Consider the following 20,761-nt stretch of genomic DNA (forward strand, 5'->3'; position numbering starts at 1 on the left):
CATCTTGCCTCATGTTCACCATCGCCTCGCTCTGGATCCCCTTCACTATCATCGCCTCGCTGGGGCAGGTGGCGCGCAATGCCATGCAGCGCTCGCTCACCGGACCGCTCGGGACCTGGGGCGCCACCAACATCCGTTTTCTGTTCGGCTTCCCGTTTTCGATCGTCTTTTTCGTGGTGATCATCGTGGCGACGGGCGACAAGGTGCCATCGCCATCAGCCGAATTCTGGCCGTGGCTGCTACTCGGCGCGTTGAGCCAGATCTTTGCCACAGGGCTCATGCTGGCAGCGATGAATGATCGCTCCTTTGTGGTGACTACGGCCTATCTCAAGACCGAGGCGATCCAGACCGCGATTTTCGGTTTCGTCTTTCTCGGCGATCATCTGACGGTGCTGAAGGTCGCGGCGATCCTGATTGCGACCATCGGAGTCGTCGTCACGGCGCTGCGGCCCGGTGCTACGCGCGACATCGCCAGCATCCGGCCGACCGTCCTCGGGCTGGTCGCGGCGGCGGCTTTTGCGCTGTCGGCCGTCGGCTTTCGCGGCGCCATCATCACGGTGCCCGGTGTCAGTTTCGTCACGGCGGCGTCCTATGCGCTGGTCTGGGCACTGTTCGTGCAGACATTGATGCTGACCATCTATCTGCTGGCCCGTGCACCCAAGGTTCTGAGCGACATCCTCGGCTTGTGGAAGCCATCGATGCTGGCCGGCTTCATGGGTGCGGTAGCCTCGCAATTCTGGTTCCTGGCCTTTGCACTTACGGCCGCCGCCAACGTGCGGACGCTGGCGCTGGTCGAAGTGCTGTTCGCGCAGGCTGTCGCCTATTATTCGTTCAAGCAGCCCCTTTCGGCACGCGAATTGTCGGGGATCGCGCTAATTGTCGTCGGCGTGGCGATGCTGGTTGCGGTGTGACGGCGCAGTGCGCGTGATGTCTCTTTCGTGGGCGCGTCTGCTGCGATAGGACTGATCGCAGCCCTCCCCGGGCCGATCCCGAGACCAGATTGATGCGCATCCTGTCCCTGTTCTTCCTGCTGCTTGTCGCCAACCCGGCCTCGGCGGTCGAAGCCATCGTCAAGGACGGCGACACCATCCAGATCGGCAATGTCGCCTACAAGCTTGCCGGCCTGGACGCGCCGGAGGTGGATCAGCCCTGTGTCGACGAACATGCCGACAACTGGGCCTGCGGCGTCGAGGCAAGGGATCAGCTGGTGAAGCTGATCGGCAAGCGCGAGGTTCGCTGTGAGGACCTTGGCGAGGACAAGATTTACAAGAACCGTCGCGCCGGTCTCTGCAGCGTCGTTGGCGAGACGGGTAGCCTCAATCAGGCGGTGATCCAATCGGGCTATGCGGTGAGTATCGAACCGTCGGACAAGGTAAGCGCCAAGACCAGCTTCAAGCCCGATGAGACGGCTGCCAAGGACAAGCGCCAAGGGCTGTGGCGCGGGTGCTTCGTGACGCCCGCGGAGTTCCGCCGCAAGGCGAGTGACAGTCCATTGCTCGGCTCGGCCTGCCGGAGCGACAAGGACAAGGAGCTGCGCGCGGCGCTGTTTCCCACCGATCTCGCGATGCCGGCCGGCTGCAATATCCGGGCGAAACAGGTCCGCCGGGCCAAGTTTACCGGCCATGTTGGCGTCTATCTCATTCCCCAATGCCAGAATTACGCGACCCAGCCGAAGCCGGATCGCTGGTTTTGCAGCGAGGACGACGCCCGCGCCGCGGGGTACCGCAAGGCGCTCAACTGTCAGGCCCCCAGCCGCCGCAACTGAGCGATGAGCCGGTGGCGCTGGACGCCGCCGGCTGAACCACGTAGCAAATCAGGACGCCGAAATGAGCCGGGCGCGTGCGCCCAAAACCTGTTTAAGGGGCTTATTCCAGTATGCGAAATCCGGAGTGAAGCGCGTGGCCGAGAACACCAGTTCGTCAGCATCGATCGAAGCCGTTGAGCGCAGTCTGGCCTCCGCCGGCTATATCGCCAGCCGGCAGATCGCCACCGCCGTCTATCTCGCAGAGAAGATCGAGAAGCCGATTCTGGTCGAAGGTCCGGCCGGCGTCGGTAAGACCGAACTCGCCAAGGCAATCGCCGCCTCGCGCGGCCTCGAGATGATCCGCATGCAGTGCTATGAGGGCCTCGACGAGGCCAAGGCACTGTATGAGTGGAAATACGCCAAGCAGCTGCTCTACACACAGATACTGAAGGACAAACTCGGCGAAGTGCTGGGCGGCGCCGATACGCTCGACAAGGCGCTGGAGCAGCTGCATGATTTCGGCGACGTGTTCTTCTCCAAGGAATTCGTCGAGCCGCGTCCGTTGCTGCGTGCGCTGGAACAGCCGATGGGCTGCGTGCTCCTGATCGACGAGATCGACAAGTCCGACGCCGAATTCGAATCGCTATTGCTCGAAATCCTATCCGACTTCCAGGTCACGATCCCCGAGCTTGGCACTGTCGTAGCCATCGTACCGCCGACCGTGATCCTGACCTCGAACGGCGAGCGCGATCTTGGCGACGCACTGAAGCGCCGCTGCCTGCATCTGCATATCGGCTTTCCCGAGCCCAAGCTCGAAGAGCGCATCGTCGAAACCCGTGTGCCCGGTGTTTCCGCGACACTGCGCAAGCAGCTTGTCGGTTTCGTCAATCAGGTCCGCACGCTGGATCTGAAGAAGCTCCCGTCGGTCAGTGAGACCATCGACTGGGCCAAGGTGCTGGTGCTGCTCGGCGCGTCCGAGCTCGGCCATGAGATGGTGAAGGATACGCTCAACGTGCTGCTGAAATACGAAGGCGATATCGAAGCGACACTGCCGCAGGTCTCGGGCTTCGTTGCCAAGGCCCACCGGCAGGGCGCGTTCGGTTAGCCATGCGCGATACGCTGCATCGCTTCTTTCGGGCGGCGCGCGGCGCCGGGGTGAGAATCTCGCCTGCCGAAAGTATCGATGCGATGCGTGCCGCCGCCGAAGTAGGCCCCGCCGATCGCGCCATCCTGCGCGATGCACTGCTGCTGACCATGGCAAAGTCTGGCGAGGAGAAAGCGGCGCTCGCCGCCTGTTTCGATACGTTCTTCACCCATCCTGATTTCGACGCACCTTCCGCGGCAAATGACGACGACGAGACTGGCGAGGGGGCAAGCGAGAGCGGAACCGACGCTGTGGCAGGCACCGCGTCGGCACAGGCTTCGACCGAACTCGGTTCGCTCGCGCAGATGCTGTTGGCGCAGGACCGCGCCGCCATTGCAGCGGCGCTTTCAAACGCATCGAATGCCGCCGGCCTGACCGACATCCGTGTCTTCACCCAGCGGGGGCTGTTTGCCAGCCGGGTGCTCGAGCAGCTCGGGATCGCGCAACTGCGCGACGACATCGACGCGCTCACGACCCGCAATCCAGCAGATGCAGAACGGCTTGCAACGGCGCTCGGCAGCCTGCGCGAGACCGTCAGCGAAATGGTCGCGCAGGCGCTCTTGCTCTATGGCCGCGAGGAGAAAGAGGCGCTGCGCAATGAGATCCTGCGCAATGCGCCGATGGCGCGGCTGGAGCAGCGCCAGATCGCGCAGATGCGTGTTCTGATCCGGCAGATCGCGCGGCGGCTGCGCGAGCGCTTCAGCAAGCCGCGCAAACGCCAGCGCCGTGGCCATCTCGATGTCCGCCGCACCATTCGTCGCAATGCTGCATGGGGCGGCGTGCCGTTCATGACGGCATGGAAGCGCCGTCATCGTGACAAACCGAAGATCGTCGCTATTTGCGATGTCTCGGGCTCGGTTGCGCAGGTCTCCGACTTCTTCCTGCTGCTGATCCACAGCCTGCATGAAGTGGTGTCCGATGTGCGCTCCTTCGCTTTTTCCGGCAACCTGATCGAAGTCAGTGAAGTCCTGGAGAAAAATAAACCTGAAGAGGCGATGAAGCAGATCATGTCGTCGGTTGGCTACGGCTCGTCCGACTATGGTCGCTCCTTCGTCGATTTCGAGAAGGGTTTCATGAGCGCGATCACGGCGCAGACCACGGTCATTGTGCTCGGCGATGCCCGCAGCAACAATCTCGATCCGCGCGCCGACATCTTGCGCCGCATCGGCGAGCGTTCGAAGCGGCTGGTCTGGCTCAATCCGGAAGGACGGATGGGCTGGGGCTTCGGCGATTCCGAAATGCCGCGCTACGCGACCTTCTGTAATGTCGTGCGCCAATGCGCGACGGCGCAGCAACTCGAGCGCGCGGTCGCGGATATCGTGGCGACCTATCAATAGCCGTCGCGATCAGCCGAAGGTGAAGGCATAGGCCCGCACGCCCGGATCGAGGAATTCGATTCCGAATGTACGGTCGGTGACGTCGCCAGCCTGTCGCACCAGCTGATACAGCTTCGCATCCGTCACGGTGCCATATCCCTCCGCATCGGTATCGGTGCCGTGGCTGGTGCCGGGCGCCGCGCCGTCGATGGTCACGCGGAAGCGTACCGGCTTTCCGTCCCGTGTTGGGCCGAGAACCAGATGCAGGTCGCGGGCGTGGAAACGATAGGCGATACGACCTGATTGATCATCGAGCTGCGCATATTCGCGGCCGATGGTCCATGTGCCGCCCAGCGTCCAGCGGTTCAGTGGCAGCATATCGATGCCGCGATAGAGGCTCGGCACGTCTTCGCGTGCGCCGCCCGGCGACGTGAAGCCGCTGGCCTGCGCATAGCCCAGATAGGTCTCTGACGAACGGAGTTGCTCCTCGTCCGCGGCGACTTGCGTGCCTTCGGCACGGACCTTTGTAACCTCAACAGTTGGCTTGTGGCCGGCTTCCGCGAGCAGCTGCTGGATCACCTGTTCGGACGTCGCGTAGTTGCCTTCGCCGATCGCTTGATGACGGATGCGACCATCGGCACCGACGAAGTAGAGAGCAGGCCATGCATTGTTGCTGAAGGCGCGCCAGATACGGAAGTCGTTGTCGATCGCGACGGGATAGCCGACGTCGAGCTTCGTCGTTGCGGTGCTGACATTGCCGACGTTCTTCTCGAAGGCGAATTCCGGCGTGTGGACGCCGATCACGACGAGGCCCTGATCGCGATACTTGTCGGCCCAGGCACGGATATGCGGCAGCACACGCAGGCAGTTGATGCAGGAATAGGTCCAGAAATTCACCAGCACGACCTTGCCCTGCAGGTCCTCAGCCTTCAGCGGCGACGTGTTGAGCCATTGCCTGCTGCCCACGATCGATGCGAGCGGGCCCGACAGTGACGCGTGGGGTGTGGCATTGCCGATGGACGTCCCGGCCTGCGCGGATGCTGCGGGCTGCAGCGTGTCGATCAGCTTGCTTTCAAACGCCGTCGTCGACGGCAGAGATAGTTGCGTCAGCAGGCGCGTATCCAGCCCGGCCCAGATCGCGATGGCGCCGAGCACCACTGCGCCACCCAGCGCGCGACGCACGCCGTCGCTCCATGGCATCAGCTCGCGCGCTTTGGCGAGCAAACGTCCGCCCAGCAGCATGCCGGCGGCGAGTGACGTTGCCGCACCAAGACCATAAGCGAGCAACAGCAACACGGTATCGATTCCCGGCCCGTGCAGTGCGGCGCCGGTGAGGATCAGGCCCAGCACCGGTCCGGCACAGGGTGCCCAGACGAGGCCCGTCGCTATGCCGAGCAGCAGCGAAGCGACCGGTGTGCGGTTTGCGTTTGCATCATTCTGGCCGGCCCAACCGGACAACTTCACACCGAGTAGTACTAGCGGCGCCATCAGCCGTGTGGCCAGAGTCGGCAACAGCAGTGCCAGGCCGAATAGCGTCATTGCGATGAGGGCGATGGTTCTGCCATAGCGATTTGCCTCGATCGCCCAGTTGCCGGCGACAGAGGCGAGACTGGCGGCCACCGCGAAAGTCAGTGTGAGGCCGATCAGCAAGGGCAATCCGCTGCGACGAAACGGCTGGTCCGCGCGGGCGAGAATGATCGGCAGGATCGGGAAGATGCAGGGCGATGCGATGGTGAGCAGGCCGGCTGCATAAGCGAGGATGAAGAGCGTCACGGTGATCTCCAGAAATTCACGAGTGAAGCCGGCGACCGTTCGGGGGAGCGCCGCGATCCGCGGACCGGTTGACGGTCCGCGAAAGAAGGTGAGGGTCAGATCAGGTTGATCGCGACATTGATGTTGCCGCGCGTTGCCTTCGAGTAAGGGCAGATCTGATGCGCGGCATCGACCACCTGGCGCGCGACGTCTGGTGCCATGTCAGGTAGGCTGACATTGAGGCGGGCCTGCAGGAAGAAATCACCACCGGTGGTGCCGAGATCGACTTCGGTGTCGACGGCGACGTCGGCCGGCAGCTTGACCTTCAGATTGCTGGCGGCGCGCCCCATGGCGCCGATGAAACAGGCCGACCAGCCGGCCGCGAACATCTGCTCGGGATTGGTGCCGGCGCCAGCCGAGCCCGGAGGCGACAGCTTGACGTCCAGCCGGCCGTCGGAGCTTCGCGAGGCGCCATCGCGGCCACCGGTGGTGTGGGTCTGGGCGGTGTAGAGAACCTTTTCGATGGTGGTCGAGGTCACGATCGTCTCTCCTTTTATATCGTATACGATGTAATCGAGTACGATATAAATAGCGACGTAGACGCCCTTGTCAACTCTTCCGATTTAATCGCATCCGATATATATGGATCCGAAGGTCACGTTCTTGTGTCCCTGACGGAGTGCAAGCATGCCATCCACCAAGCCCAAATCGATTGAACAAGCCTCCGCCGATTCCGCGCAGGCCGGCCCGAAACTGTCTGATTTCCTCTGTTTTTCGATCTATTCAGCCAATCTGGCCTATGGCCGGGCCTACAAGCCGATCCTCGAAAAGCTCGGTCTGACTTACACCCAGTACATCGCCATCGTGGCGCTGTGGGAGGAGGACGGGCAGACCGTGGGCAGCCTCGGCGAAAAGCTGTTTCTGGAGTCCAACACGCTGACGCCGATCCTGAAGAAGCTGGAAACCATGGGCTATCTGCGACGGCAGCGCGATCCCGAGGACGAGCGGCAGGTGGTGGTCAGCCTGACCGACGAAGGACGGCGGTTGCGCGAGAAGGGGCTGACCATGAATCTGGTCAAGGCATCCGGTCTTGAGCCCGACGAGTTCAAGAAAATGCAGCAGGGCGTCGCCACGCTGCGCGACAACCTCATCAAGGCTGCGCGCGAGAGCTGACCGACGCATCGGCCATGCAGCGGCCGGCATGCGGGTGCATGCTGTGTCGTCCTCCTGTAACCTCGCGGCAGCAGATCAGTCCGAGAGGTTGGCGTGAGCGACATCGACACGATTTTTACGCAGGCGAAATTCGCCGACGGCAGCCTCAACACGATTGCCATCAGTGGCGGTCTGATCACCGGGATCATATCCGGCAGCGATCCAGCACCGACAACCGCAGAGACCGTCGATCTGGGCGGCACGCTTGTGATCCCGTCCTTCGTCGAAGGTCACATCCATCTCGACACCAGTTTCCACGGCGACGTCTGGCGGCCGCATGTGCCCTATTCGAACGGCTTCAACGTGCAGGAGCGCGTCGCCATCCAGGCCGACAACATGGCCAAGGCCGCGCCGATGGCCGAGCGCGCGCAGAGCCAGCTTGAGCTTTGCCTCGGTCACGGCAGCACGCGCATGCGCAGCCATGTGATGGTCGATGGCTCGGTCGGCCTGACATCGCTGGAGACCATCCTCGCCGTGCGCGAGGCGCATCGCGACCTCATTGATATCCAGCTTGTCGCCTTCCCGCAAAGCGGCATCCTGCGCAGTCCGGGCACGCCGGATCTGCTCGATGCTGCTTTCGATCTCGGCGCGAACGTGATCGGCGGTCTCGATCCCGGTGGCTTCGACCGCGATGTCGAGAAACATCTCGATGTGGTGTTCGGCATCGCCGAGCGCCGCGGCGTTGATGTCGATATCCATCTGCACGATCCCTCGATGCTCGGCATTTTCGAGATAGAACAGATTTGCTCGCGCACGCACGCGCTGGGCATGCAGGGCCACGTCGCCGTCAGCCACGCTTATTCGCTCGGCGATGTCGCTCCTGATGTCGTGCAGCGAACAGCCGAGTTGCTGGCAGCGAGCGGCGTCGCCATCATGACCAACGCGCCGGGTGCGCGGCCGTTTCCACCGGTGAAGCTGTTGCGCGCTGCCGGCGTCACGGTGTTCGGCGGCTGCGACAACATCCGCGACTCGTGGTGGCCTTATGGCGACGGTGACATGCTCGGCCGCGCCATGATGATCGGCTATCGCTCCGGCTTCAACACCGACGAAGATCTGATGCTGGCCTTCGACATTGTCACCGCCTGTGGCGGCAAGGCGTTGCGGCTGGATGATCACGGCCTCCGCGTCGGCGCCAAGGCGGATTTCGTTGCCATCGATGCACCGCACGTGCCGCAGGCCGTGGTCGATCTGCCAAGGCGCCGCGCGGTCTACAAGAACGGCCGGCTGGTTGCGCGGGACGGCGAGATTGTCCCCCGAAAAGCTTGAATCATCGGCTGGACGCGTTACGACTGCGCCAAACAAAGCTGGCATGCCACGAGTTCTGGAGACGACGAATGCTTGAAACACCGCGCGCGCGACGGGGCATGGTTACCTCGCCGCATCACTTGGCGTCGCAGGCCGGTCTCGATGTGCTCAAGGATGGCGGGACCGCTGTGGAAGCGGCGATCGCCGTAGCGGCGGCGCTCGCAGTGGTCTATCCGCACATGACCGGCATCGGCGGCGACGGCTTCTGGCTGATCGCCGAGCCCGGTAAGGCGCCGATCACGGTGGATGCCTGCGGCCGCGCCGGAGCAGCGGTGGAGCTTGCTTACTATGCGTCGAAGGGCGCTTCGGCGATTCCGTTCCGCGGACCGCTCGCTGCCAACACCGTCGCCGGGACCGTGTCCGGCTGGCAGAAGGCGCTGGATGTTTCGAAGCATTGGCAGAAGCCGCTGTCGCGCGAACGCCTGCTCGACAGCGCAATCTATTATGCCGAGAACGGCATCGTCGTCACGCGCAGCCAATCCGAACTGACGTCTGAGAAATTCGCGGAGCTGAAGGACCAGCCGAATTTCGCCGGGACTTTCATGCCGAACGGGCAGGCGCCGGCCGAAGGCGATATCATGAAACTGCCGGCGCTCGGCGCGACGCTGAGGCGTCTGGCCGTCGAGGGCTTCGAGAGTTTCTACAACGGCAAGCTGGCCGACACGATCGCCGCTGACCTCGCCAGGGTCGCATCGCCCGTCACCGCGGCCGATCTGCAGAACCATCAAGCCGCCGAGCGCCCGCCGCTATCGACCACCGTACGCGGCGCGCAGCTGTTCAACATGGCGCCGCCGACGCAGGGCCTGTCGTCGCTGATGATCCTCGCGATGTTCGATCGCCTTGGTGTCACCCAGGCCGAAGGTTTCGATCACATCCACGGTCTGATCGAGGCCACCAAGCAGGCGTTCATCGTGCGCGACGAGCATGTCGGCGATCCCGATCACATGACGGTGGATCCTGCGGCTTTCCTCGACGACGCCAAGCTGGACGAGTTGGCGCGCCATATCGATCGCAAGATTGCGCTGCCGTGGCCGCATGTGCGCAAGCCCGGCGATACCATCTGGCTCGGCGTCATCGACGAACAGGGCCGTTCGGTGTCGTTCATTCAGTCGGTCTATTTCGAGTTCGGCTCCGGCGTCGTGCTGCCGGAAACCGGCATCTGCTGGCAAAACCGCGGCGCCTCGTTCCGGCTTGCCGAGAGTGGCTGGAATGCGCTGAAGCCGGGCCGCAAGCCCTTCCACACGCTCAATCCGGCGATGGCGATCTTCGATGACGGTCGCCGCATGGTTTATGGCAATATGGGCGGCGAAGGTCAGCCGCAGACACAGTCTGCGGTGTTCTCGCGCTACGGCATGTTCAACATGCCGCTGCAGCAGGCCGTGACCGCGCCGCGCTGGCTGCTCGGCAAGACCTGGGGCGACGAGAGCGTCACGCTGAAGGTGGAGGATCGCTTCGATCCCGCATTGATCCAGCAGCTTCGGGATGCCGGTCACGTGGTGGAGGTGCTCGGCAGCTATACCGGCACCATGGGCCATGCCGGCGCCATCGTGCTGCACGCCAATGGCGTGCTCGAAGGCGCGACGGACCCGCGCTCGGATGGTGCTGTCGCCGCTTGGTGATCAGCTCGCCATCATCTTGCGTAGTTCGGTCTTGAGGATCTTGCCATTGGCGTTGCGCGGCAGCGGCTCCTTCAGGAAGGTGATGGTGTCCGGCACCTTGTAGTCGGACAGTCGCTCCGCGCAGTATTTGCGGATGTCGGCCTCGTTGCCGCCATCAGGGCTATAGACGAAGGCGTGTACGCGTTCGCCCAGCACTGGATCCGGCTTGCCCACCACTGCGCTTTCGACGATGGCGGGATGATGTGACATCACGTTTTCGACCTCGGTGCAGTAGATCTTGAAGCCGGCGCGATTGATCATGTCCTTCTTGCGGTCGACCACATAGACATAGCCGCCCGCATCCATGCGGCCGATATCGCCGGAGCGCCAATAGCCGCCGACGAAGCCGGTGCGCGTCGCATCCGGGTTGTCCCAATAGCCCGGCACGACCATAGCGCCGGCAATCAGCAATTCGCCGTCCTGGCCGGCCGGCACCTCGCGGCCGTCATCATCAGCAACCACGATATGCGCGCCGGTTACCGGGCGTCCGACCGAATTGATCTTGCTGACGGGCGAGCCGGGCGGAAACATCGTCGCGGGTGATGAAGTCTCAGTCGAACCATAGGCATTACAGAGATTAAGCTTCGGCAGCACCTCGGCGAGGCGCGTGATGGTCGCTTCGGGCATCGGCGCGCCGCCGAAGCCGGCGATGCGCCATGAAGACAGATCGTGACGATCGAAATCCGGCTGCAGCAGGCAGAGATTATACATTGCCGGCACCATTAGTGTGTAGGTCATGCGCTCGCGTGCCGCGACAGCGAGAAACTCCGGTGCCTTGAAGGTCGGCAGGATGACCGTCGTTCCGGCGACATTGATGGTCGCAAGGATCAATGCCACAAGCCCGGTGACATGCGATGCTGGCACCGCCAGCATGGTGACGTCACCGTCATGCAGGCCATAGCCGTGCTGGAAGTTCAGCAGCGAATGGATGATGCTTGCATGGGTAAGCATCGCGCCTTTCGGGTTGCCAGTGGTGCCCGACGTATAGAGCAGAAACGCGGTGTCTTCCTGATGGAGTTCGGGAAGCGCAGCGGCAGGCGCATCTTTCGTCAGCTCCGCAAAGGATGGCGCACGCCCGCTGCCGACCACCCACTGATTGCGCAAGTCCGCACGTGGTGCGGGCAGGTTGGCCTCGCAGTCGGCGTCATAGACGAGCGCTGAAGCCCCACACTGCTGCAGCACATAGTCGATCTCCGGCATGCGTTGCCGGGTGTTGAGCGGCACGACGATCATCCCCGCGCGGACGGCGCCGAGCGCGCAGAAGATGAACTCCAGGCAGTTGCCGAGCAGCAGCGCGATGCGCTCGCCCCTCTTGAAGCCGCAGGCGATCAGATTGCGGGCGACATTCTCCGCGACGCGGTCGAGCTCCGCATAGGCGACTCGTTCCTCGCCGAGCACCAGCGCGACGCCCTCCGGCTTTCGCGCGACAGCAGCGCGCAGCATGGCGTCGAGGGTCGGCGGACGATCGGAGAAACAGGTGACGACGCGGTCGCTGTAGAGAACTTCATGGCGGGTGGCCGGCGTTGAGGTTCCCGGCGGGATCTGTCCTTGCATGTCCGTCCCAGACGTTTTTTGCGCGCCGCAATCGGCACGCCCCGCCATTTGGCTGGCGATGATGACGTCAGGTTAATCAGCCATGCTGCGAATGCCAACCCGCCTCGCTGCATGGCTCGTAACGCGGGAGATGTGCGTCCGACGCTAGCGCGCTTCCACAGTCACGTGCTGCAATTCATGCACGGCCGCGAGGCGCTGCCGCACCGTCTCTGTGCTGGCTCCGCCGGCAAAGCCGACGATCGCGGCATGCGCACTGGGGCCGACGCGCCACACGTGGAGGTCGAAGATGCGGGCGTCGCCGGGGCGCTCGACCTCATCGCGGATTTCCTGTTCCAGATGCGGATCTGACGTGTCGAGCAACACGGCCGCCGTGTCGCACAGCAGATTCCACGCCCAGGCGGCGATGACGATGCCGCCGACGATGCCCATCACAGGATCGAGCCAAACCCAGTTCAGATAGCGGCCGGCTAGCAGCGCGGCGATGGCGAGCACCGAGGTCAGCGCATCGGCCAGCACATGCATGAAGGCGGAGCGCATGTTGTTGTCGTGATGATGCGCGCCGTGGTGATGGTCGTGGTCATGACCGTCGTGATGATGCCCGCCGCTCAGCAGAAACGCACTGGCGATATTCACGATCAAGCCGATGACGGCGATCACCGTGGCTTCGCCGAAAGCGACTGCGGATGGATTGAATAGCCGCTGCACGGATTCGACGGCGATGCCGAGGGCGATGACCGCCAGCACCAACGCAGAGGCAAAGCCGGCGAGATCGCCGACCTTGCCCGTGCCGAAAGTAAAGCGGCGGTTATGTGCGTTGCGGCGTGCATAGGCATAGGCACCCGCAGCAATGGCGAGCGCCACCGCATGGGTCGCCATGTGGAAGCCGTCAGCCAGCAGCGCCATCGAGTTGAAGACAGTGCCGGCAACGATCTCGCCGACCATCATCAGCGCCGTAAGGACGACCACCCACAGCGTGCGGCGGGTGTTCTCGTCGTGATTGTCGCCAAGAAACATGTGCTCGTGGGACAGGTGGTCGATGTCGTGGGTGCGCATACTGCCGGTCCTTATTTCGCGTACCGCCGGATAGCGGCGACGAGTTCTTCGGCGCCGGCCGCCCGGTCGTCGGCGCTGAGACCGGGATGGGCGACATGCTCGCGGACATGGTCCTCGATCAGTTCATCCATCAGCCCGCTCACGGAGCCGCGCACGCCTGCGACCTGATGCAGAATCGTGGCGCAGCCGGCGTCTTCGGTGATGGCCTTCTCGATGGCGGCCATTTGGCCGGCGAGCCGACGGACCCGGGCAAGCAGCTTGGTCTTGTTAGCGGTGAGATGCGACATAGGATAGTCCCCTACCCTATATTTCGTCCGAGCGAAAGTCCCCGCCCGGCGACAAGCCGGGCAGGGGAGTTTGCGGGAGGAAACGGAGAGGGATCGATCAGGCGGCCGCAGCCATCACGCGAGGATGGGCGACATGTTCCTTGAGCACCAGGCCGGAGGCATCGACCTCGGCAAGCGAGACGTCGTAGCTCCAGAGGTCGGCGAGATGCTGCAGCACCCGCTTCGCATCGGGCTCATTAAGCAGGGCGCCATTGAGCACCGAATGCTTCAGCATCAACCGGCGATCGCCGGCGAGGTCGACGTCCACCACTTCGATATTCGCATCAATCAGGCCGACGTCGTACTGACGCGCCAGCACACGTCGGACGCGGCGATAGCCACGCTCGTCATGGATGGCGTCGACGCGGATGCCTTCCGACACGGCCGGATCGTCATGCAGGTGGAACATCCGCATGTGGCGCATCAGTCGTGGGCTCAGGAACTGGCTGACGAAGCTCTCGTCGCGGTAGTTCGCCCAGATATCGCGCAGGACCGCCATTGCATCGCCTTTGCCGGCGATATCGGGAAACCACGCGCGGTCCTCGTCCGTCGGATCGGTGACGATTTTTTCGATGTCCTGCATCATGGCGAAGCCGAGCGCGTAGGGGTTGAAGCCCGAGAAGCGCCGGTCGTCGTAATTCGGCTGGAACACGACATTGGTGTGCGATTGCAGGAATTCCAGGAAGTTGCCATCCGAGATCTGTCCGGTCTGATGCAGCCGGCTCATGATGCGATAGTGCACGTAAGTGGCCGTGCCTTCGTTCATCACCTTGGTCTGACCTTGCGGGTAGAAGTATTGCGAGATGTGCCGAACGATGCGGATGAGTTCGCGCTGCCAGGTCTTCAGGCGCGGTGCGGATTTCTCCAGAAAATATAGCAGGTTCTCCTGCGGCAGGCCGAGCAGTGCACGGCGACGCTCCGCGCTGAGCAGTGAGGCACTCTTTGTCCGCCCCGTCGGCACCGTGCGCCATAGATCGTTGAACGAAGTTTCTTCGTGATTGCGGCGCTCTTTGGCGCGTTTTTCCTCGGCCCGCAAATCCAGCGATTTCTTACCGGGATAGCGATCGACGCCGTGCGACATCAGCGCGTGCGCGGCGTCGAGTGTCTGCTCCACCGCTGCGCGGCCATGCTTTTCCTCGCACTGCGCCACATAGCCCTTGGCAAAATCGAGATAGTCGAGAATGCCGTCGGCGTCGGTCCACTGCTTGAACAAATAATTGTTCTTGAAGAAGTGATTATGGCCGAAAGCGGCGTGGGCAATTACCAGCGTCTGCATCGTCGCCGTGTTTTCCTCCATCAGGTAGGAAATGCATGGCGACGAGTTAATAACGATCTCATAGGCCAAACCCATCAGGCCCTTGCGATAGGACGCTTCCTGATGGGCGAATTGTTTGCCGAACGACCAGTGCTTGTAATACAGCGGCATGCCTACGGACGAGTAAGCGTCCAGCATCTGCTCGGCGGTGATGACCTCGATCTGGTTCGGGTAGACGTTGAGGCCGAGCTCCTTTTCGGCAATCTCCTCGCAGGCATCGTGGATGCGCTGCAATGTGGTGAAGTCCCAGTCCGCGCCTTCGTAGAGACGGTCTGTCATGGAGCCACCCTCTCCTTGGCCTGGCGACGTTGAAACAGGTCGTGGAACACCGGAAAGATCTCGCTGCGGTCGTTGACCTTGCGCATCGACAGCGGTGCACCTTCCGCGCGCAGCCGCTGATACAGCGTCCACAGTGAGGATTCCGACATTTCGAACGGATGGCTGCCGGATTCGCCCACTTCCAGATAGGCGAAGAACTGCGTCACCGGCAGGATCATGTCCTTGAGCAGGCGGCCGGAGAGATCGCCATCGGCATAAGAGTTGTCGCCGTCCGAGGCCTGCGCGGCATAGATATTCCAGTCGGCGGGGCGATAGCGTGACTGCACGATCTCATGCATGGCCTGCAGTGCACTGGAAACCAGCGTGCCGCCTGACGCGGGGCCATGGAAAAAGGTCTGCTCGTCGACTTCCTCGGCACGGTCGGTGTGACGGATGAAGACGATCTCGACCTTACGATAGCGACGCGTCAGGAAGACGTAGAGCAGCATGTAGAACCGCTTGGCGAGATCCTTCATGTGCTCGGACATCGAGCCGGAGACGTCCATCAGGCAGAACATCACCGCCTGCGCCACCGGCTTCGGCACGTTCTCGAAGCGGCGATAGCGGATGTCGATGGGATCGATGAACGGAATCCGCCGCATCTTGGATTTCAGCCGCGTGATCTCTGCCAGCAATTCGGGGCGGCGCTCGTCACTGCAATGCTCCAGTTCAGCTTCCAACTGTGCAATGGCCTCGGGTCGCGGTCGCTGCAGTGCAACCCGTCGTGCCATGGCCAAGCGTACGGTGCGGCTGACCGAGATGTTGGCAGGCGAACCGGACGTCGTATATCCAGCGCGGCGCAGGCCTTCGTTTTCGACTTCGGCCAGCTTGCGCTTGGAAAGATCCGGCAGTTCCAGGTCGTCGAGGAAAATGTCGACGAACTCCTCCCGGCTGAGCACAAACCGGAATGCATCCTCGCCGTCGCCTTCGCCGGCATCGTTCGATCTGCCGCTCTTCGATTGCGGCCGTTGAAGGTAATCACCTTCCACAAATTTTACATTGCCGGGCAACACCCGGTCGCGAATGCCGCCTTCGCGATAGAAGCGGGGCTCGTTCATCCCGTCGAGCGGGATGGACACTTCGCCGCCTTCCAGGACGTCTTTGATGTCGCGGTCCTGGGAGGCTTTCTTGACGGCTCCCTGAACCAGAGCTTTCGCGCGTCGCAAGAACCGCTGGCGGTTCTCAAGACTCTTGCTGCTCGGGTTCAGGCGTCTATCGACGATATGCATGGCCACGTTATGTTGGCTCCTTGCGTCAGCCGGCCTGTTTCACGCGCATGTACCATTCGACGAGACGGCGAACCTGGCGCTCGGTGTAGCCGCGAACGATCATCCGCGCGACGAAGTCGTCATGCTTTTTCTCGGTCTCGCCGTCCTTCTTCGATCCGAAGGAGATCACCGGAAGCAGATCTTCAACTTGAGAGAAGATGCGCTTTTCGATGACTTCCCTGATCTTCTCATAACTCGTCCAGGTCGGATTCTTTCCACCGTTCTGTGCTCGTGAGCGAAGCGAGAACTTCACGACTTCGTTGCGGAAGTCCTTGGGGTTGGCAATTCCGGCCGGCTTTTCGATCTTGCTCAGTTCCTGATTGAGCAATTCGCGATCGAGCAATTGTCCGGTGTCAGGATCCTTGAAGTCCTGATCTTCGATCCAGGCATCGGCATAGTCGACGTAACGATCGAACAGGTTCTGGCCGTAGTCCGAATAGGATTCCAGATACGCCTTCTGGATTTCGTGACCGATGAACTCCGCATAACGCGGCACAAGCTCGGCCTTGATGAATTCGAGATAACGTTTTTCGACTTCATCAGGCATCTGCTCCCTGCGGATCGCCTGCTCCAGCGTATACATCAGGTGCACGGGATCCGCCCCAATCTCCGACGTGTCGTGATTGTAGGTCGCGGCCAGAACTTTGAACGCGAAGCGCGTCGAGGCACCGTCCATGCCTTCATCAACACCGGCGGCGTCCTTGTATTCCTGAACGCTGCGGGCCTTCGGATCCGACTCTTTCAGGCTTTCGCCGTCATAGACCCGCATCTTGGCGAAGGTCGTCGAGTTCTCGTGCTTGCGCAGCCGCGACATCACGGAGAAGCGTGCCAGGGTTTCCAAAGTCGCCGGTGCGCAAGGTGCGGTGGCGAGTTCGGAACCCTGAATGAGCTTCTCATAGATCTTCTGTTCTTCGGTGACGCGCAGGCAGTACGGCACCTTGATGACGCAGATACGATCGATGAAGGCTTCATTATTCTTGTTGGCCTTGAAACTCTGCCACTCGGACTCGTTGGAGTGGGCGAGAATCACACCAGTGAACGGAATTGCGCCGATATTTTCGGTGCCGATATAGTTGCCTTCCTGCGTCGCCGTCAGAAGCGGATGCAGCATCTTGATTGGCGCCTTGAACATTTCGACGAATTCAAGCACGCCCTGATTGGCGCGGTTGAGGCCACCGGAATAGCTGTAAGCGTCGGGATCGTTTTGGGCGAAGATTTCGAGCTTGCGGATATCCACCTTGCCGACCAGCGAGGAGATGTCCTGGTTGTTCTCGTCACCGGGTTCGGTCTTGGCGATGGCGATCTGGCGCAATCGCGACGGCTGGATGCGGGCGACACGGAATTGCGAGATGTCGCCGCCGAAAGCTTCGAGCCGCTTGTAGCACCACGGACTCATGAGACCCGTAAGCCGCCGGCGCGGAATGCCATATTTCTCTTCGATCATCGGGCCGAGCGTGTCGGGATCGAACAGGCTGAGCGGGCTTTCATAAACCGGAGAGAGTTCGTCGCCAGCTTTCAGCACATAGATGGGATGGACTTCCATCAAGGCCTTGAGGCGCTCGGCAAGCGATGATTTGCCGCCGCCGACCGGGCCGAGCAGATAGAGAATCTGCTTGCGCTCTTCGAGGCCCTGCGCCGCATGGCGGAAGAAGGCGACGATGCGTTCGATCGTATCTTCCATGCCGTGAAAGCCGGCAAAGGCTGGATAGCTACGGATGGTACGATTCAAAAAAATACGGCCAAGGCGTGGATCCTTGGCCGTGTCTATCATTTGAGGCTCGCCGATCGCCGCCAGTAGGCGTTCCGCCGCGTTCGCATATCGCATCGGGTCCCCTCTGCAGGATTCCAGATACTCGGACATCGACATGTCCGTCTCACTTCGGGCTTCGTAACTTCTAGCGAACGCATTGAACAGAGAATCGTTGTACATGATCCCTCTCTCCTTGCTGGTCGGCCGTCCTGTTGGTCGCGATGCTCCTAAGGTGGTAACGGAACGCGTCTTTCCGATCGCGACTCAACATCAGCACTATAGCCTTCAGGACACATCCAGGTCCGAAATCGCGCAATGCGATCTGAGTGCATCGCGCGACTCATATTCAGGCACTTGCTTATAAGTTAGGCGAGTTTTGCCATGTCTCAAGGGCTAACAAAGCGATTGTGCACGCCTGTGACTCGAACGCCACAAAGTTGCCGTATGTGGGAAGCTTTCGGAATCATGTACCGACGGCGCAGTTTGGATGAGTCGAAACGCGCACAAGAATGCTGGTGAGCGGAGGTTGCGCTCAGTTCCGATCGCTGGGCAGGACAGGCAGCGGAGTCACCTCGATACCTTCATCGATCAGCGACCGTGCTTCATCCGGCGTCGCTTCGCCGTAGATCGGACGATGTTCGATGTCGCCATAATGCATCTTGCGAGCTTCGGTCGGGAAGCTTTCACCGACATTGTCCGCGTTTTTGGTAACGTGATCGCGCAGTTCTTTCAGCTTGGCGCGCAGTTCGGCTTCCTGCGGCGCCATCATCAGCGGGGCTGTGGTCTCGGAACCGGCGTCAGGGGCGGGTGCCGGGCGATTCTTGCTCTTGCCCACGATACGCGGGGCCATAATGGCCTTTTCGACCTTCACCGATCCGCAATTCGGGCAATTCACCAGCTTGCGCTTCACTTGGGAGTCATAGGCGCCGGAACTCTGGAACCAGCTTTCGAAAGCATGGCCCTTCTCGCAGCGTAGGTCGTAACGGATCATGTCGCTTGCCGGACAAGGTGCAGATAGTCTGGGCCCGATTTGGGATCGCTGACGCTGAAACGGCGGCCGTGCTGCAGGGACGGTACGGTCTTGCGCGCTTCCGTCACCTTCGCAGGATCGATCTTGGCCAGAATGAAGCCCGGCTCGACACCCGTCGCTTCGGCCAGAACCACGCCCCACGGGTCGATAATCAGCGAGTGTCCATATGTCGCACGCTTGTTCTCATGCACGCCGCCCTGGGCTGCCGCAAAGACGAAGCAGCCAGTCTCGATGGCGCGGGCGCGCAGCAGCGTGTGCCAATGAGCTTCGCCGGTCTTCTGGGTGAACGCCGAGGGCACGGTGAGGAAAGACGCACCGCTTTCGGCCAATGCGCGATAAAGCGCCGGGAAGCGGACGTCGTAGCAGATGGTCAGACCGATGCGGCCCCAGGGGAGATCCGAGATGACGGCGGTCTCGCCCGGCTGATAATTCGCGGATTCGCGATAGCTCTCGCCGTTCGGCAGATCGATGTCGAACATATGGATCTTGTCATAGCTCGCCAGGACATTGCCGTCCGGTCCGATCAGGAACGAGCGATTGGCGGCGCGTTCGGGGTTGGCCAGCACGGCCAGCGATCCGATATGCAGGTAGATCTTCAGCTCCGCGGCGAGCGCGCGATAGGCCTTCAGCGAGAGGTCGTCTTCCTCCGGGCGCAGATGTTCGAACAGCGCCGTGCGATTGAGCTGCATCATGTTGCTCACTTCCGGCGTGAGCACATAGTCAGCGCCGGCGAGCACGGCTTCGCGGATCAGATGACGGCCCTGTTCGAGGCTCGGCTCCGGCAGCAGGCCGGTGCGCATCTGCACCATGGCGGCGGTGAAGGTCTGGGGCTCGGACGTTGGGGATGTCTGGCTCATGAGGTGGCCTTCTCGCCTGCGATCATGGCGTCAAATTTGCCTTCGCGGTCCAATGCATAGAGATCGTCACAGCCGCCGATCAGGGTGCCATCGATGAAGATCTGCGGGAAGGTGGCGCCGGGATAGGTGCGGTCGAACATTTCCTGGCGCAGCTTCGGATCGGTCGCGGTGTCGAAATGGGTGAATGCAGCTTTCTTGCGCTGGAGCAGCGAGATCGCGGCGCTGCAATAGCCGCAGCCCGGGCGGGTGTAGATTTCAATCGCGGCGGCCATCGGGTGCTCCAGTTGCAGGGAAGTGCCTGATTATATGGGGACCTTGTGGGCCTCCACAACCCGCGCAAAGACCAGCACATCGACCTGGGCCGCCTTGGCGCGCAGCAGCGCCCGTGCGCAGGCGTCCGTCGTGGCACCCGAGGTCAGCACGTCGTCGACCAAAATGACGCGGCGGCCCTGGATTTCAGCCCGGCGTTCAGGTGGGACCTTGAAGGCGCCCTGGACATTGCTGGCGCGCTCGCTGCGCGACAGGCCGATCTGGTGTTCGGTCGGGCGTATTCGCCGTAAGGCGTCGCGGGATATTGCAACGCCGCTCTGCCGGCCGATTTCCCGCGCCAGCGCGCCGGACTGGTTGAAGCGCCGGCTGAAGCCGCGCCGCCAATGCAGCGGCACCGGCACCAGAATATCAGCATCCGCGAGCAAATCCTTCCCCGCACGCGCCATCCAGCGACCCATGATTGGCGCGAGGTCTGTCCGGTCATGATATTTCAACTGATGCACCAGCGTGCGGGCGACATCGTCATAGCGCACGGCGGCGCGGGCGCGGTGATAGGCCGGCGGATCGGCAATCGCCTGCATCGACAGGATGCCCGGGCCGGGATCGTAGACGAAGGGGATGCCGAGCCGGCTGCAGAACGGCGGCGCGATGAAGGAGAGCTGGCCCCAGCAGGCCGCGCAGACGCCCTCACCGGCGACGGGTTCCCGGCAGGCGACGCAGAGCGTCGGCAGCGCGATGTCGAGCGCAAGGCGGGCGGTTTGCTTCCATGCAGACCGGCAAAGCCTCAGCGCGCCGCGCAATTGCGCGGGGAGGGACCACGACACTGTCGCCTCTGCGTCCATGGGTTGAAGGCTAGAGCCCTCCTGCGCTGATCTCAAGCGCGATTGCC

At 62.1% G+C, this 20,761-nt stretch carries 19 protein-coding genes; 7 read left to right on the forward strand and 12 right to left on the reverse strand.

Going from position 1 to position 20,761, the window contains the following annotated elements; genetic code table 11:
- The first annotated feature begins 11 nt into the window (after nt 1–11).
- From AB8A23_RS07905 to AB8A23_RS07920, 4 genes are all read left to right on the forward strand, one after another.
- Nucleotides 12–911 (forward strand): EamA family transporter, encoded by a 900-nt coding sequence (locus AB8A23_RS07905; protein WP_439059970.1) that lies wholly within the window; start codon nt 12–14, stop codon nt 909–911.
- Nucleotides 912–1,003: 92 nt separating this feature from the next.
- Nucleotides 1,004–1,765: a thermonuclease family protein gene (locus tag AB8A23_RS07910; protein WP_439059969.1), complete on the forward strand. Its 762-nt coding sequence runs from the start codon at nt 1,004–1,006 to the stop codon at nt 1,763–1,765.
- 133 nt (nt 1,766–1,898) lie between these two features.
- Entirely contained in the window at nt 1,899–2,849 is a 951-nt protein-coding gene (locus AB8A23_RS07915) for an AAA family ATPase (RefSeq protein ID WP_439059968.1), read from the forward strand.
- A gap of 2 nt (nt 2,850–2,851) precedes the next feature.
- Nucleotides 2,852–4,225 (forward strand): VWA domain-containing protein, encoded by a 1,374-nt coding sequence (locus tag AB8A23_RS07920; RefSeq protein ID WP_439059967.1) that lies wholly within the window; start codon nt 2,852–2,854, stop codon nt 4,223–4,225.
- 9 nt (nt 4,226–4,234) lie between these two features.
- Here the strand turns inward: AB8A23_RS07920 and AB8A23_RS07925 are convergent, their stop codons facing one another.
- Both AB8A23_RS07925 and AB8A23_RS07930 read right to left on the reverse strand, forming a co-directional pair.
- Nucleotides 4,235–5,977, reverse strand: a complete 1,743-nt coding sequence (locus AB8A23_RS07925) for a cytochrome c biogenesis protein DipZ (protein ID WP_439059966.1) — start codon at nt 5,975–5,977, stop codon at nt 4,235–4,237.
- 95 nt (nt 5,978–6,072) lie between these two features.
- The gene (locus AB8A23_RS07930) at nt 6,073–6,495 is read right to left on the reverse strand and encodes an organic hydroperoxide resistance protein (RefSeq protein ID WP_309942469.1); all 423 of its coding nucleotides are present in this window, start codon (nt 6,493–6,495) and stop codon (nt 6,073–6,075) included.
- A gap of 148 nt (nt 6,496–6,643) precedes the next feature.
- Here AB8A23_RS07930 and AB8A23_RS07935 point away from each other — a divergent pair, with 148 nt between their 5' ends.
- The 3 genes from AB8A23_RS07935 to AB8A23_RS07945 all read left to right on the forward strand — a co-directional run bounded on the left by AB8A23_RS07935 (nt 6,644) and on the right by AB8A23_RS07945 (nt 10,092).
- Nucleotides 6,644–7,129 carry a MarR family winged helix-turn-helix transcriptional regulator gene (locus tag AB8A23_RS07935; protein ID WP_439059965.1) on the forward strand — a complete coding sequence of 162 codons (486 nt, stop codon included), beginning with the start codon at nt 6,644–6,646 and terminating at the stop codon, nt 7,127–7,129.
- Between the two features lie 93 nt (nt 7,130–7,222).
- Complete coding sequence (locus AB8A23_RS07940) at nt 7,223–8,434, forward strand: amidohydrolase family protein (protein WP_439059964.1); 1,212 nt, start codon at nt 7,223–7,225, stop codon at nt 8,432–8,434.
- Nucleotides 8,435–8,502: 68 nt separating this feature from the next.
- Nucleotides 8,503–10,092 (forward strand): gamma-glutamyltransferase family protein, encoded by a 1,590-nt coding sequence (locus AB8A23_RS07945; RefSeq protein ID WP_439059963.1) that lies wholly within the window; start codon nt 8,503–8,505, stop codon nt 10,090–10,092.
- Here the strand turns inward: AB8A23_RS07945 and AB8A23_RS07950 are convergent, their stop codons facing one another.
- From AB8A23_RS07950 to AB8A23_RS07995, 10 genes are all read right to left on the reverse strand, one after another.
- Nucleotides 10,093–11,685, reverse strand: coding sequence for a class I adenylate-forming enzyme family protein (locus AB8A23_RS07950; RefSeq protein WP_439059962.1), 1,593 nt, complete (start codon nt 11,683–11,685; stop codon nt 10,093–10,095).
- Between the two features lie 144 nt (nt 11,686–11,829).
- Complete coding sequence (gene dmeF / locus AB8A23_RS07955) at nt 11,830–12,738, reverse strand: CDF family Co(II)/Ni(II) efflux transporter DmeF (RefSeq protein ID WP_231078967.1); 909 nt, start codon at nt 12,736–12,738, stop codon at nt 11,830–11,832.
- Nucleotides 12,739–12,749: 11 nt separating this feature from the next.
- Nucleotides 12,750–13,025 (reverse strand): metal/formaldehyde-sensitive transcriptional repressor, encoded by a 276-nt coding sequence (locus AB8A23_RS07960; protein WP_231078968.1) that lies wholly within the window; start codon nt 13,023–13,025, stop codon nt 12,750–12,752.
- Between the two features lie 97 nt (nt 13,026–13,122).
- Complete coding sequence (locus AB8A23_RS07965) at nt 13,123–14,658, reverse strand: SpoVR family protein (protein WP_175368050.1); 1,536 nt, start codon at nt 14,656–14,658, stop codon at nt 13,123–13,125.
- Nucleotides 14,655–15,926: a YeaH/YhbH family protein gene (locus AB8A23_RS07970; protein WP_170849644.1), complete on the reverse strand. Its 1,272-nt coding sequence runs from the start codon at nt 15,924–15,926 to the stop codon at nt 14,655–14,657. Before AB8A23_RS07970 ends, AB8A23_RS07965 begins: the two co-directional genes overlap by 4 nt.
- Nucleotides 15,927–15,951: 25 nt before the next feature.
- The gene (locus tag AB8A23_RS07975; RefSeq protein WP_089267701.1) at nt 15,952–17,895 is read right to left on the reverse strand and encodes a PrkA family serine protein kinase; all 1,944 of its coding nucleotides are present in this window, start codon (nt 17,893–17,895) and stop codon (nt 15,952–15,954) included.
- Between the two features lie 352 nt (nt 17,896–18,247).
- Complete coding sequence (locus AB8A23_RS07980; RefSeq protein WP_089267700.1) at nt 18,248–18,706, reverse strand: DUF1178 family protein; 459 nt, start codon at nt 18,704–18,706, stop codon at nt 18,248–18,250.
- The gene (locus AB8A23_RS07985; protein WP_175368049.1) at nt 18,703–19,602 is read right to left on the reverse strand and encodes a carbon-nitrogen hydrolase family protein; all 900 of its coding nucleotides are present in this window, start codon (nt 19,600–19,602) and stop codon (nt 18,703–18,705) included. The genes AB8A23_RS07980 and AB8A23_RS07985 overlap by 4 nt, the downstream gene beginning before the upstream one ends.
- Nucleotides 19,599–19,874 (reverse strand): glutaredoxin 3, encoded by a 276-nt coding sequence (grxC, locus tag AB8A23_RS07990; protein WP_068729362.1) that lies wholly within the window; start codon nt 19,872–19,874, stop codon nt 19,599–19,601. Before grxC ends, AB8A23_RS07985 begins: the two co-directional genes overlap by 4 nt.
- A 30-nt stretch (nt 19,875–19,904) precedes the next feature.
- Nucleotides 19,905–20,714: a ComF family protein gene (locus AB8A23_RS07995; RefSeq protein ID WP_439059961.1), complete on the reverse strand. Its 810-nt coding sequence runs from the start codon at nt 20,712–20,714 to the stop codon at nt 19,905–19,907.
- Nucleotides 20,715–20,761: the final 47 nt, after the last annotated feature.

This window comes from Tardiphaga sp. 619_E2_N8_4 (assembly GCF_051810905.1).
Lineage (GTDB): Bacteria > Pseudomonadota > Alphaproteobacteria > Rhizobiales > Xanthobacteraceae > Tardiphaga > Tardiphaga robiniae.

Bases quoted from the DNA above. Each gene is read 5' to 3' on its own strand.
- AB8A23_RS07960 (WP_231078968.1), bottom strand. From the start codon at position 13,025: ATGTCGCATCTCACCGCTAACAAGACCAAGCTGCTTGCCCGGGTCCGT.
- grxC (WP_068729362.1), bottom strand. From the start codon at position 19,874: ATGGCCGCCGCGATTGAAATCTACACCCGCCCGGGCTGCGGCTATTGC.
- AB8A23_RS07970 (WP_170849644.1), bottom strand. From the start codon at position 15,926: ATGCATATCGTCGATAGACGCCTGAACCCGAGCAGCAAGAGTCTTGAG.
- AB8A23_RS07935 (WP_439059965.1), top strand. From the start codon at position 6,644: ATGCCATCCACCAAGCCCAAATCGATTGAACAAGCCTCCGCCGATTCC.
- AB8A23_RS07975 (WP_089267701.1), bottom strand. From the start codon at position 17,895: ATGTACAACGATTCTCTGTTCAATGCGTTCGCTAGAAGTTACGAAGCC.
- AB8A23_RS07905 (WP_439059970.1), top strand. From the start codon at position 12: ATGTTCACCATCGCCTCGCTCTGGATCCCCTTCACTATCATCGCCTCG.
- AB8A23_RS07985 (WP_175368049.1), bottom strand. From the start codon at position 19,602: ATGAGCCAGACATCCCCAACGTCCGAGCCCCAGACCTTCACCGCCGCC.
- AB8A23_RS07945 (WP_439059963.1), top strand. From the start codon at position 8,503: ATGCTTGAAACACCGCGCGCGCGACGGGGCATGGTTACCTCGCCGCAT.
- AB8A23_RS07965 (WP_175368050.1), bottom strand. From the start codon at position 14,658: ATGACAGACCGTCTCTACGAAGGCGCGGACTGGGACTTCACCACATTG.
- dmeF (WP_231078967.1), bottom strand. From the start codon at position 12,738: ATGCGCACCCACGACATCGACCACCTGTCCCACGAGCACATGTTTCTT.
- AB8A23_RS07920 (WP_439059967.1), top strand. From the start codon at position 2,852: ATGCGCGATACGCTGCATCGCTTCTTTCGGGCGGCGCGCGGCGCCGGG.
- AB8A23_RS07995 (WP_439059961.1), bottom strand. From the start codon at position 20,714: ATGGACGCAGAGGCGACAGTGTCGTGGTCCCTCCCCGCGCAATTGCGC.
- AB8A23_RS07950 (WP_439059962.1), bottom strand. From the start codon at position 11,685: ATGCAAGGACAGATCCCGCCGGGAACCTCAACGCCGGCCACCCGCCAT.
- AB8A23_RS07910 (WP_439059969.1), top strand. From the start codon at position 1,004: ATGCGCATCCTGTCCCTGTTCTTCCTGCTGCTTGTCGCCAACCCGGCC.
- AB8A23_RS07980 (WP_089267700.1), bottom strand. From the start codon at position 18,706: ATGATCCGTTACGACCTACGCTGCGAGAAGGGCCATGCTTTCGAAAGC.